Consider the following 12,159-nt stretch of genomic DNA (forward strand, 5'->3'; position numbering starts at 1 on the left):
TTTATTTTGACTTAACACAACGGACGGAAAAACCATGTATCTTTTTCGTTGAATATTTCGCAAAACTATTTAAGGACTGCCCCGTAAAGGAGTCCGAAGCCTTTGTTGCTGGAGAATCTGCATCTTCTTCTGGATAGAACCAATACACCGCTTCTCCTATATTCTTAAATCCATAATTCCAGTTATACCCCGCACCCACAAGGCTATACCCAGTGGTGTTGTAACCGCCAAAACCCTGAGCACGAGCCCCTTCTATTCCATGTTCATTTCCATCAGCTTTGAGAATGACAACGAGGTCGTCGTAAGTGAGCAGACGCCAGCCGTTGGGGCAAATTCCCTGATGATTCGGCTTAATGGAGTCGGCACAGCTCTTACTATTGCATTCGAACGGAAGGTTCATCATCTCCGCCCACTGGTAAAGGCCTCCATACTTATCGCACTTGGTGGTATCATTATCGTAGCAATAGCGTTCAATCTTGGAGTCGTTGGTCTGGTCCTTACCACCATTTACCATTTCACCTATATTCAAATTTTCGGCCATCACCGTAACAGATGCGCCATCCTTGCCGTTAATCGTCAAATAGTAGTAACTACGTCCATTACGCGAATCAGAAAACTTCTGATAAGCGTTGCTATTCAAACTATCTGCCAAAAGAGGCCCTGCATGATTATAGGGAATATATTCGCTACTAGACACGGGTATCGAGGAACTGCTGGACTTTGCGCTGGAGGAGGACGCAGGATTCTCTGGTTTCGTCGAGGATGACGAGGTAAAAGAACTGCTTGATTTCACGCTCGATGAAGAAGACTTCGCAGAGTTGCTACCTGACTTCGCACTGGATGAGGACTCTGGATTCTCGGGCACAGCCGAGGATGACGATGCAAGAGAACTGTTCGACCTCGTGCCAGAAGACAAAGCATTGTCCTTTACGCTAGAGGAGGACTCAGCATCCTTCGCACTGGATCCCTTTTCTTCGCTTTTGCCTTCGACGCTCGAAGATGATTCGACATCGTCCGCTTCGCTAGAAACTTCCGGTTCAGGCTTTACAGGACTAGAGCTGTCATCATCGCAAGCCGAGAACGCAAGCATTGCAAAAGCTACTGCGCTCACCAAGCCGAGTTTCTTTATCGTTTTCATTATCCATTCTCCTGTTATTAAACTTTTGTGTTGCCCTTGCCGCCCAGATTGTCCGGGTCTATAGAGAGCAGGGCTTGAATATCCGCAGCGCTCAGCGGCGCGGACTGTTGTATTTCAAAATTTTTCTGTGGGTTTATTATCAAGTCCTTGTTTACAGACTTGACTAGTTCGCCGGAATCTTCTGCCACATACAGCCCCGTCTCGGGGTTGCGGACAAATTCTGTATTGACAAGCTGTTTGATGCTCGCCCTGGTCAAGAAGTCAGCGTCGTTCGGGGTCACATTGACGGGCTGTTCTATCTCGCCAATCACCGCCGGGGCCTCGATAACGGCTTCGGGTTGTTCAATGCCGCCCGGCAGCACGATGTCGCCCGGTGCGCCATCCATCATCTGTCGCCGTTCCAGCGACTCGATTATAAAGGGATTGTCCTTGAACTCTTTCATTCTTGCAAAAACTTTTATGTTCCCTCAAATAGTGAAACATTATTACTATCAGCCCAGTTTTTTAAATCAGTATAAAGGGTAGACTGCTTAAAAGCATCCATATCGTAGCATTGAGGCAGAAATTCCTTCAAATGCGGAATAGTCGCTAAGCAATCTAATAAAGCAAGAAAATCATGCCCATTACAAACCAACGCGAAATCTTTTAAATCACAAACATCTTTAAGATTATCAAAATCGTTCCTATCTTGCTCCGTTCTTCCTTCAAAAAAGGAACTATCTAGCTCCACTAAAGCGCCCTGTTTAAGAACATGAGCTTTATCGTCTCTAAAACGACCTATTTTTAATTTCTTGTTGAATGAATAACCAAACTCTTTAATGTCATTAAAGATTCGATAACATCCTATAGCTCTAGCAAGCGGCTTGACGTTTTCAATTTTCTGTTCAATACCAGAATCCTTTTGTTTAAGTAACAAAACAACACCATTGGTCTTGAGCATTTGCATTTCAATATCACGCTGATCTGTCAAGAATACATTCTTTTTTAACGTATAAGCAGGCAAGAAGTCGATAGAATCTCTGTCTCTAATTCCTATAATTTTTTCATAATTTTCGTTTAATATTGTATCTACGATTTTTTCAACATTCTTACAACTCTTTCTTTTGTTTATCGATGATGACCGGACATTTAAGCGGTCCGTTGAAAAGAATTTACTATAAACCAAAACATCAGGCTCATCTTCAACAATAACCCACATCGCTTGCATATGCGAATTGATACTTTGGTGAATCGCACCTAAGGTGTCTCTAGGACGATTTTCTTCCGTCACTTCTTGCAATGGAGCTTGAATCATTCTGCCTTCCTCAGTTGACTCTTTTCAAACAAGTCCTGCGACATATCCCATCTTTGTTCAAAAATGTTGGAATTATGGGTGCAGATAATGAATTGCAAATCACTCCATTTACAAAGTTCCTTGATGACTTTGGGAAACTCAAGAATCCAAGACATATGCATGGAATTTTCAGGTTCATCGACAAGAACTAAAGTATGTTCGCTAGATTCAAACAGCATTTTATAAACAAGCATCAAATACTGCCGTTCGCCAGACGACAAATCATCTAAATCGACAATCGTATTGTATTTGTCCGTCAGCTTAAACCGGAAACCATCTTTCTCGGATATTGAGATTTTCTTGTTGATAAACTCATATCGATTTATGAGTTCCATAAACTTTTCAAGTTTATCAACTTCGTGCTTAATAGAAAACTCATCGTTCAAGAGTTTTTCAACAATTGGACCATATTTTTTGACATCCGTCAAGAATTCAGAATTTAAGTTGAATCCGAGCATTTTGTCAACTAGAGAAAATTTCAAACCTTCGATGGGTTCATTTACCGGGAATTCATTTTTGAGTTTGCTCTTTAGAAAATTCTCTATTTTATCAGAAAGAATCGACAGATACTTAATGAAAGAATCATTACAAGTTTTTACAGGAGTTTTTCGGTTCCTTTTAGGAAGATTTTTTTCAATGATTCGCGTTTCCGGAATGTACAAGATTTTCTTTTGCGAGAGTATCATCTCGACAGAGTGGTCCCCGCTCTTTTTCGGTGTGTAGAACTTACCATCACGCCCCTTTACAGAAATCTGCAATGGCTTTTGTCCTTCAAACAAAATGTCTAAACGAACATCAAGGTCATCTTGTTCATCTGAATCATCATTTTGTATAATCTGCCACTCTTCTTTTGTTACGCTTAAGGTTTTACCGTCCATTACACATTCAAAAGAATCAAACGGCAAAGCCGCCATAGTTTTCCAATCGGCACCATACAGAGCGACCAACAGTTTCAAAATTGTCGTTTTACCAAATCCATTCGGTCCCGTAATATACTTTACAGCAGGTCCGTTTTCATTAGTAAAGTCTAATTCATAACTGAACTGATGCAACAAGCCTTTTACTGTCATTTTTTCAAGCATTGGGCGCTCCATACATAGAGTTCAAGAATTCCATTTTATTCTTATTCACGACAAGAATTCGTTCAAGCTCAACATTTTTATTTCCACGAGCGGTCACTGCAGACTTATAAGAAGGATAGTCATCGCCCTTGCTTCGATTATTTTTGCAATGAAGAGGTCTTTTGTTTACATCATCGTCGCCACCACCTAAAGCTTGCGGATAAATATGGTCAACTTCCCAGCCAAAATCGGCATCTGCATCACCATATTTATCACGGGCAATCCATGCGCCGCAGGCATCCTTCCTGAACTTGGAAGGGTCATAGTCAGGCACAATTCGGCCTTTTTGCCAAATAGCATCAATTTCTTCTTCAGTCATAACCAAAACCTGTCGTTTAAGATTCTTCACCGCCATCTTCATCCGAGATGTTTTCTAACGAATTAAAATCTACATTAAAAAACTTGCATAGAGTCTCAACAATTTTCAATTGACCTTGTTCTGCTTTACCTTTTAGTGTTTTCAGGAGTTTTATCATAACATTCGCATCATAAACTTTTGGAACAAATCGTTTATCAAGTTTATCTATCAAAGCAACAACAAATTCAAGTTGGCTCCACTTAGCATCTTCGACAAGATCCTTTATAATCTTTTCTGCATCTAGATGTTTTCCGATTAACACATCATAGTCTAACTTTGTGACAAGGAAATCTCTTATTTGAGGGTGCACGACAAAATTTCGCACAATGATTTCATTCACAACTTCGCCAGATACATACCTCTTGAAAGAATCACTCATACAATCATAAAGACCTGCCAAATCTTCCGTTGTTAAACAGTCAGCATTTTCGGCACTCATTGCCAACTTTACATACTCTTTAAAAGCATCCGCAAAATTATTCGACAATTCTTCAAGCGATCGTCCTTCAAGTTCTTTACACCTTCGTACAATATCCAGAAGCTCGGTATTGTCATTCAACGCATTAGACCAAACATCTTTTGTCTTTGCGGCGAGTTCATGTTTTACCTTTTCCACAACAGCTCTAGAATAATCACTTTCTAAAAGAAGTTTACATGCACTCAAATGAGTTGTTACAGGAGCCTCATCTTTCTGTACACATGAAATCAATTGCGCTGTTTTTTCAAATTCAGTCAACAATCGTACTCTTACGCGTTCATTATCTGGATATTCATATTCAATAGCGTTGGCAAAACATTCAAAAGGTTTATCGGTATTGAAGAACCAATGTTTCTCATCCTTCAACTGCTTTTCAATGATTCCACCAATCAATTGATATGTATGATTCTTCGCAAGGGACCAAATAAAATCAGATTTTTTCGTCGCATTTATTTTTTTGCAAAAATAACTTACAATATCATCATTCTTCTCTTTAAAGACTGCCTTAGTAGAATTATACCCATTTAGCGACTGTCCCGTAAATTGAACTTGGGGCGAAATCAAATCGTCGGTATATTTAGCCAATAGGTATGCCGCTCTCAGTTTTACACGTTCTTTTTGAGACACCGACACATAGTGCCAGAAGTCGGGTCTATTCAGTAAAGATTTTATAGCGTCACATTCTTCCTTCAATTCATAACCTTGCAATGCTGATAAAACCTCAACACACTGTACAAAAGCATCCGTATTCAAAACATTATTCTGAGGCCTAAAAACAATCAATTTATTTATCGCCTGCAAAGTTTTATTCCATTGCAAGCAGCCTGAACTGCACGCAAGAATAATAGGAAATTTAGGCAACAGCGCTAATTCTGGGGAGTTCGGTACAATTTTTTGGGAATAATCCTCATCCAAAGAATCTATATTTCTTACAAATTTTCCGAATTTTGACGATCTTTCTATCCCAACGGCATCCGCAACCTGTTGGAAATGTTTCATTCCTAATTGTCTGTAATCAATATAAATTAAATCAGGGTCGTCAACAATGTCATAAACCCGTTCAATAGAATCAACAACTTTTTCTACAGTTGATTTATCTTCATCTCCTTTGAGAAGTTCATGTTGCATTGCAACATATTTTTTTGACAACTGATACAGCGAATCGTTTTCCGAGCTTTCTTTCACAATCTGGAAAATGGCACATAAATCATCAACTGAGGCAATTTTATCCATTTGGTTGCATATTTGGTCGCAATTACGAACAACAAACCGCAACAAATCATCTTCTAGTTTTCCCTCAAATGTTTTCATTAACAAATGCATATAATTTTTGCAATCATATTTATTCTCTGCCAAAATATTTTCAACAAAAATCTTCACAGCATGTTCATGATTGCGGACTAACTTTTGTAATTCGCTTTCGTTTCCCTCATTCAATGCTTTTCTAACGGGGTCTTCTATAAGAAGTTCCATCCCTTTTTCACCATTCACATTAAAAAGAATTGCGCACAACTCTTTTTCCACATCCGTTTTTTCTTTCACAAAACCAAGCACCTTATTTTCAGTCCAAATGCGTCGATTACGCAGGCCTTCTTTGATATCATCTGCAGATTTCGATTTCAAATACTTCAAATCAACATAAAAGCACAAGGATTCCAAAGAAGCATTTTCCTTATGCAAGGGATATAGAAACCCAACTTGATTTACATATGTTTTTATTTCGCGGGGACTAGGCGCATCGCTAATGCTTACTCGGCCTCGTTTAAGCATTTCCAGCACACACGACATCTGCTCTTCACTGAAACTATTTTCTAAAGAATCATGTATAATTTTGTCAGCATAGTTTTCCCATCCTTCAAAAAGCATTTTCGGAACTTCTATTCGCAGTTGAAAACTTTTATCAAAGAATGATTTAGAGCAAAGAACATTTTTCTTTTTATCTGTTTCCTTTGAATCACCACTTCCGTTAGGTAATCCTTCTTTCTCGCATTCAGTTTGCGACCTATCTTTTTTATCCCACAACAATCTTAATCCAGACTCGTCATAAGGAACAACAACCCAAACATCACTTTTGCGAGATTTACATTTTTTTAAGTTTTTCGATTCTACAAATATCTGAAGAGTTGACCAAATTTTCAAAGCATCCTCTGGATTAATTCTATCCAGATTATCTATAACACAAACAACATTTATAAAGCCTTTTGTATAAGTTTTTTCGAGAAGTTGTTCGAAAAAATTTTCAAATTCCAATGATGTTTTTTCAGGTTCCTTCGTCGTTTCGTTTGTTACTGTTTCAGTGGTATCAGTCGTCCAAAAAACAGGCATTAGGGTTTTATGCGAATCTTTTTCATTTTCATCATTCTCTTCATCATTTTTTTCATTTGCGCATTCGTTTTCATTGTTTTCTTCGTTTTTTCCCTTCAAACAAGATTTTCTCTTTTCTCTTTTTTGATTCCAAAGATTTTTCAAACAAACTAACAACGCACACAATACCGGCGAAAAAATCAAAAGAAGACCAATCACAATAAAACATTTACATTCAAGAGAAGATTTATCAAGACCATGATCAACAAAGAGGAATCCCGCAGGGACAAAAAAGACCAATAGGAAAGCACATAGTTTCGCAAACCACGTGATTACAGGTTCAGTACAAGTCGTTTTAGTAACAACCTTATTACTTATTTCATCTTTAATTTTCTTTATAGACGAATCATCTTCTTCGCTGCATTCCTGCAATTGTTGAGCAAATCTTTCAAGAAATGCTCTGCGTAAAAAATCACCTTCATGGGCCCACGAGTCCATATAGAAAACGAATGTTTCTTTCGTTTTTTCCAGTTTTTTTCTTAATAGATTTACAACCGTTGATTTTCCAGAACCCCAGCTCCCTTCAAGACCAATGGTCAATCCCTTGGCATCCGACTTCGTTATCAAATCGAAAAGTCTGTCGGCAATTCTCTGGTGAGTTCCATCTTTTAATAAATCACTATCGGAAGCAGAGTCATCCATAACTCTAAAATCAAATGATTCACTCATTGTAAATCCTCTTAAAAAATTCCCTCCTCCCCCTCCCCCAAAGAGGTCGGACCTTGGGGGGCGGTTGGAGCGGGCGTTACTTGGCCGACTTGCCGGTGGCCTTGGCGACCGCGGGAGCGGCAGGGGCTGCCGCCGGGGCGGTATTCACGCCGATGTCGAGCGGGCCATACTTTTTCTCGTAGGCGCGCACGGTGGCGCTGAGCATAATGGCGAGGCGCTTTGCCGTGTAGGGGTTCATCACGATTCGGTCGGAGATGGCGACATCGACCTTTTCCTGGTTCATCTGCCATGCGCGATTCACGCCGAGAATCATCATCACCTCTTCGCGCCCGGCCACTACGTTGGTCGCATTCACGTAGGTGGTGCGCATGTCCTTGTCGTTCCATTCGATTTGCGGCTGCTTGTTTTCTGCCATTTTGCAATTCCTTTGTTTTTAAGGTTAATGTCTTTTGGATATTTAGTAAAATGGAGGGGCTTTTACTAGATTTCCGAGGCATATCAAGGGGTTTTATGAACCTAGTTAAACTTTGTACATCCTTTGTCACGGCGTTCGCCGTGGCGGCTCTCGTTTCGGGCTGTTCCGTGTCCGATTCCGAGGACGACGAATACTCCAAGTGGACCTTCTCGGGCAGTGTCGTAAGCGGCGCAAACGGGCTTGGCCTCGAAGGGGCCTCCATAGACTACATGGACGGTTCCGGCAAGCAGAAGACGGCCTATACCGACGAATCGGGGGCATTCTTCATAGACGGCCTACCCTACGGCCAGCACACCTTCACGTTCAGCCACTACACGGTTGACAAGAAGGACACGCTTTACTACGCCCCCAAGATTATCACGGTGGCATCCACGGGCGAATCGAGCTACATGGAGGGCGTGGTGGCGAGCGGGTCGCGCGTCGTGCGGCTTTCGCCGCTGAATGCGGGAATTTCCGGCGAACTCTATGTGCAAGAAGAGGCCACGGGCGTAAAGTCGCCCGCCCCCAAGGTAAAGTTGCGCCTCGCGCACCAGGACACGGCCTTCGTGAACATCGCCCCCGAAACATTCTCCGCCGCGACGGATTCGCTCGGCAGGTTCTCCTTTGAAAAGCTCCCCGCCGATTCCGGCCTCACGCTCTCGGCAGAACCCTTCACCTACAAGGGCAAGACCTACCGCTTTTCGAACACGGCGCTTCCCCGCCTGCGTTCCGACGCCGTGCATGACATGGGCAGAATCTTCCTCGTCCGCGACACCCTCAAGGAGAGCGCCCCCGTCATCGTATCTTCAAACGTAATGGACAACAACCGCATGGGCTACAAGAACCTCTCGCCGCTCATCACGCCCTACTACGTGTTCAGCGAGGCGCTCAGCAAGGAGAACATTTCCGTGAGCCTCGCGGGCGATTCCGCGACGGTCCTCATGCCCGAAATCAAGGGCGACACGCTGTACCTGCGGCACACGGCCCCCCTTGCCGCCGAGAAGTCCTACTCCGTGAGCATCGTGGGCTACACCAAGAAGGGCGAGAGGCTGACCGTAGACCTTTCGGGCGACGCGGCCTTTACCACGAACCGCGGACTTTATGCCGTCACGAGCAACGCCTGGGCGGCAAGCAGCCGCTACAAGGCGACTTTCTCGGTAAACGACACGCTCTGGATCAAGTTCTCCGACTCGCTCGCCACGGTCCAGTGGAGCAAGGCTGCAAAGGTCAAGAAGTCCATCTATGCCGGGAACGTTTCCCCCAATGCCGACGCCTGGATCAAGGCCGACACGCTGTTCGTCAAGATGTTCGAGACATTCGACGACTCCCTTGCGGCGGGCGACACCGTGGGCATGAACATCACCGCCCACGCAAAGAACGGGCTCTACTTGCAGGGGCTGACGGTGCTCACCGAGCTTTCCAAGGCACCCGAGTCCAGTTCGTCCGAGGCATCCAGTTCTTCCGAAGCTTCGAGTTCGTCGGCAGAGTCCAGTTCCTCGGTTGCGTCTAGTTCGTCATCCAGTTCTTCCAGCGCGGCGGCAGACTGATGCTCGGCAAGGCCCTATTTACAGCCCTCGTCCTTGCGGCATCAGCACTTGCGCAGCAGGGGTTCGACGGTGTCACGGAACCCATCAACCAGGCCCGCGTCGGGTTTACCGTGTCCGGGAAGATTGACAGCATCTGGGTCAAGGAAGGCGCGTTCGTGCGCAAGGGCGACACGCTCATGAACCTCGTGAACCGCGAGGAACGGCTGCGCGTCCGCATCACGGGTATCACGGCAAACGACTCCTCGGCGGTGCTTTCGGCCAGGGCGAAACTCCAGGCCTACAAGAAGGACCTGGACGCGACCCGCAACCTTTTCGAGAACAGCAACTCCGTAAGCGCGGAACAGGTCTGGGAAAAGCAGATGAACCACGACGTGGCCGCAGCCGAACTCTCGTCGGCGCAAACCGAGAGGGAACGCGCGAAGCTCGAACACGATGTCGCCGAGGCCGAACTCGAAAAGCGCGTTCTCACCGCCCCCTTCGACGGCGAAATCGTTTCCATATCCAAGAACAAGGGCGAAAGCGTCGAGGGCCTGGAACCCATCATCGAAATCGCGGATGTGCGCACCTGCCGCATGGTCGCCTATGTGGTGGCGAACAGGTCGGGCAAGCTAAAACCCGGCCAACAGGTAAGCCTTTCGCTCGACGGGCGCAAGCAAGTACGCCGCAAGAAGGGCAAAATCGAGTTCGTATCGCCCGTGGTGGACAAGTCCAGCATGCTGCGCACCGTGAAGGTCATATTCGACAACACGGACCTGGCCGTAGAACCGGGAGTCACGGGGAAAATCCTGCTTAAATGAGTTTCCGCGCCGTAAACATCATCGCCACCCTGGCTGTAGTTGCCGCCCTTGCCGCCGAAGAAAAGGGCGATTCGCTGTACCTGGATTTCGGGACGGCCCTACAGGCCGTGCTCACGAACAACGCCGACGTAACAGAGGCGAAGTTCGCATGGCTCTCGGAATCCGAGGCGGCCACGGGGGCCTACGGCAAGTTCGAGCCGAGGCTCGTGGGCCGCGCGTTCAAGGAGACCGCCGAACGGCCCGGCGCACTGTTTACGGAGACAAAGGAAGAATACAAGATTGGCGTGCAGGGGGCGCTCCCCACAGGCACCGAATATAACGTGGGGTTCAACCAGGCCACCTACACGCACAGCGACTACACCTCGGAACTCTACTTCGGCGGCGAACTACGCCAGCACCTCCTCAAGGACGGCCCGCTGTTCTTCTCGGCCACGAACGAGCTGGAACAGGCAAGGCTCCGCAGGGAACTAGCCTACCAGAAATACCGCGACGCCCTGAACGATGTCCTGGAAAAGTTCTGCGACGCCTACTGGAACTACTACTACGCCGACCGCTTCCTGGCCTCGGCGACGGAATCGGCCCGCGTGGCAAAGGACATCGTGGAAGATGCGGGCAAGCGGCTCAAGCAGGGTCTGCTTTCGCCCCTTGACTATAGCAAGGCCGTGGCGGAGTATTCCGACCGCGAGTCGGCAAGGCTCGACGCCCTCGACAAGCTGCGCGGCGCAAGGCTTACGCTGTTGCTCACGCTGTCGTCCGGCGAATACATCCACGACCCCCGCCCCATCGCCATGCGCCCGGACCTTGCCCCCGATTCGGCGGCAAGGCTCGACTCGCTCACATTCCTGGATTCCATGTCGCTCATGCATCCGGGCTACCTATCGCAAGGGGCCGAGGTCATGCTCCGCGAATCGGAACTTTCGGCAAGGCGGGCAGACTGGCTCCCTACCGTGGACCTTATCGGCAACTACGGAATCCGCAGCCGTAACGACAAGGCCCGCGAGGCCGTGAGGAACTTCAAGACCGAGGGCAAGCGCCAGACCGTGCTTGCGGGCGGCATAGAGATAAACATACCGCTGTTCGGCGGCGTTGCCGAGCGGCACCGCATATCGGCCCAGAAATACAGCGTGAGGGCCGCCCGTACAAGGCTTATGCTGTTGCAGGCGCAAATATTCGAGGAATACAGGATTCTGCAGAACAGGGCGCAAGAAATCCGCGAACAGTGGCGCTACGGGCAGATTGCGGTGGAATACCACCAGAAGGAACTCGAAGAGGAATTCAAGAAACTCGCCATGGGCAAGAGCAACTACCGCGAGATATTCGAGATGGAAGAGGACCTGCGCGAAGCGGAGCGCCGACAGCTCGAAAACATGCGGACTCTCCGAATCATCGATGTCCGGCTAATGCGGGCCACGGGCAAACTGCTACTGCAGAACGGCCTGGAAACCTGGAAAAACGATAGACTCGTGCTGCGCGAAGACCTGACTGCGGAATAGGGCTAGCCGATTCCTTAAGCTATAAGCCCCATATCACGGGCTTTCACATCATTTATCACCTTAACCCAACCCGATTTATTCGGGCTCCAAATCTTTTTCAATTTATTCAACAAGGGATAAGCGTTAAACATGTCGTGTAAAGCAGGGGTAGTGTCAAGGGTTTTTCGCAAAAATAGTTTGTTCCAACATCAGATTTAGGCTACATTTCCTTTCTTTCCGCTCTTTTCCAGTTCCCGTTTTAGTTCGTTTTCCTTTTCCAGCTCGTAGAGATGCTTCATATTCAGGTACCTCTTGGAGCCCCATTCCTTCGAGGCGACATGCCTTAGCCTTGCGCAGACAAGCATAAGGGCCGATTCCCCGTCCGGGAAGCAGCCGACAACACGAGTCCTTCTGCGTATCTCGCGATT

The 12,159-nt window shown here is 46.3% G+C and carries 11 protein-coding genes; 3 read left to right on the forward strand and 8 right to left on the reverse strand.

What is annotated here, in order from left to right:
* Position 1: 1 nt before the first annotated feature.
* From BUC02_RS15750 to BUC02_RS14960, 7 genes are all read right to left on the reverse strand, one after another.
* Positions 2-1,138, reverse strand: coding sequence for an FISUMP domain-containing protein (locus BUC02_RS15750; protein ID WP_083564631.1), 1,137 nt, complete (start codon positions 1,136-1,138; stop codon positions 2-4).
* Between the two features lie 17 nt (positions 1,139-1,155).
* Positions 1,156-1,581, reverse strand: a complete 426-nt coding sequence (locus BUC02_RS14935; RefSeq protein ID WP_073323893.1) for a hypothetical protein — start codon at positions 1,579-1,581, stop codon at positions 1,156-1,158.
* A 14-nt stretch (positions 1,582-1,595) separates the two neighbouring features.
* Positions 1,596-2,432, reverse strand: a complete 837-nt coding sequence (locus tag BUC02_RS14940) for a hypothetical protein (protein WP_072801442.1) — start codon at positions 2,430-2,432, stop codon at positions 1,596-1,598.
* Positions 2,429-3,553, reverse strand: a complete 1,125-nt coding sequence (locus BUC02_RS14945; RefSeq protein ID WP_073323895.1) for an AAA family ATPase — start codon at positions 3,551-3,553, stop codon at positions 2,429-2,431. Before BUC02_RS14945 ends, BUC02_RS14940 begins: the two co-directional genes overlap by 4 nt.
* On the reverse strand, positions 3,546-3,911 hold the full coding sequence (locus BUC02_RS14950; RefSeq protein WP_073323906.1) for an HNH endonuclease: 366 nt from the start codon (positions 3,909-3,911) through the stop codon (positions 3,546-3,548). The genes BUC02_RS14945 and BUC02_RS14950 overlap by 8 nt, the downstream gene beginning before the upstream one ends.
* Positions 3,912-3,927: 16 nt before the next feature.
* A complete protein-coding gene (locus BUC02_RS14955; protein ID WP_083564634.1) occupies positions 3,928-7,461 on the reverse strand; it encodes a P-loop NTPase fold protein in 3,534 nt (1,177 codons plus the stop codon).
* A 76-nt stretch (positions 7,462-7,537) separates the two neighbouring features.
* On the reverse strand, positions 7,538-7,876 hold the full coding sequence (locus BUC02_RS14960; protein WP_073323899.1) for a DUF3467 domain-containing protein: 339 nt from the start codon (positions 7,874-7,876) through the stop codon (positions 7,538-7,540).
* Between the two features lie 95 nt (positions 7,877-7,971).
* Between BUC02_RS14960 and BUC02_RS14965 the strand changes: the two genes are divergently transcribed.
* Genes BUC02_RS14965 through BUC02_RS14975 form a run of 3 tightly spaced genes read left to right on the forward strand, consistent with a single transcriptional unit; the run spans position 7,972 to position 11,752 of the window.
* Positions 7,972-9,462: a peptidase associated/transthyretin-like domain-containing protein gene (locus BUC02_RS14965; protein ID WP_175549902.1), complete on the forward strand. Its 1,491-nt coding sequence runs from the start codon at positions 7,972-7,974 to the stop codon at positions 9,460-9,462.
* Positions 9,462-10,259, forward strand: coding sequence for an efflux RND transporter periplasmic adaptor subunit (locus tag BUC02_RS14970; protein ID WP_073323902.1), 798 nt, complete (start codon positions 9,462-9,464; stop codon positions 10,257-10,259). Before BUC02_RS14965 ends, BUC02_RS14970 begins: the two co-directional genes overlap by 1 nt.
* Positions 10,256-11,752 carry a TolC family protein gene (locus BUC02_RS14975; RefSeq protein WP_073323904.1) on the forward strand — a complete coding sequence of 499 codons (1,497 nt, stop codon included), beginning with the start codon at positions 10,256-10,258 and terminating at the stop codon, positions 11,750-11,752. Before BUC02_RS14970 ends, BUC02_RS14975 begins: the two co-directional genes overlap by 4 nt.
* Positions 11,753-11,946: 194 nt before the next feature.
* On the opposite strand, the gene BUC02_RS14980 is transcribed toward BUC02_RS14975, so the two are convergent.
* Positions 11,947-12,159 (reverse strand): transposase (locus tag BUC02_RS14980; RefSeq protein WP_175549904.1); only part of this gene is annotated, 213 nt, incomplete at its 5' end.

Origin of the sequence: Fibrobacter sp. UWOV1 (genome assembly GCF_900142495.1) — a bacterium.
Classification (GTDB): Bacteria; Fibrobacterota; Fibrobacteria; order Fibrobacterales; family Fibrobacteraceae; genus Fibrobacter.

Excerpts from the sequence above, each read along its gene's own strand:
- BUC02_RS15750 (WP_083564631.1), bottom strand. The coding sequence starts at position 1,138 with ATGAAAACGATAAAGAAACTCGGCTTGGTGAGCGCAGTAGCTTTTGCA.
- BUC02_RS14935 (WP_073323893.1), bottom strand. The coding sequence starts at position 1,581 with ATGAAAGAGTTCAAGGACAATCCCTTTATAATCGAGTCGCTGGAACGG.
- BUC02_RS14940 (WP_072801442.1), bottom strand. The coding sequence starts at position 2,432 with ATGATTCAAGCTCCATTGCAAGAAGTGACGGAAGAAAATCGTCCTAGA.
- BUC02_RS14945 (WP_073323895.1), bottom strand. The coding sequence starts at position 3,553 with ATGCTTGAAAAAATGACAGTAAAAGGCTTGTTGCATCAGTTCAGTTAT.
- BUC02_RS14950 (WP_073323906.1), bottom strand. The coding sequence starts at position 3,911 with ATGACTGAAGAAGAAATTGATGCTATTTGGCAAAAAGGCCGAATTGTG.
- BUC02_RS14955 (WP_083564634.1), bottom strand. The coding sequence starts at position 7,461 with ATGAGTGAATCATTTGATTTTAGAGTTATGGATGACTCTGCTTCCGAT.
- BUC02_RS14960 (WP_073323899.1), bottom strand. The coding sequence starts at position 7,876 with ATGGCAGAAAACAAGCAGCCGCAAATCGAATGGAACGACAAGGACATG.
- BUC02_RS14965 (WP_175549902.1), top strand. The coding sequence starts at position 7,972 with ATGAACCTAGTTAAACTTTGTACATCCTTTGTCACGGCGTTCGCCGTG.
- BUC02_RS14970 (WP_073323902.1), top strand. The coding sequence starts at position 9,462 with ATGCTCGGCAAGGCCCTATTTACAGCCCTCGTCCTTGCGGCATCAGCA.
- BUC02_RS14975 (WP_073323904.1), top strand. The coding sequence starts at position 10,256 with ATGAGTTTCCGCGCCGTAAACATCATCGCCACCCTGGCTGTAGTTGCC.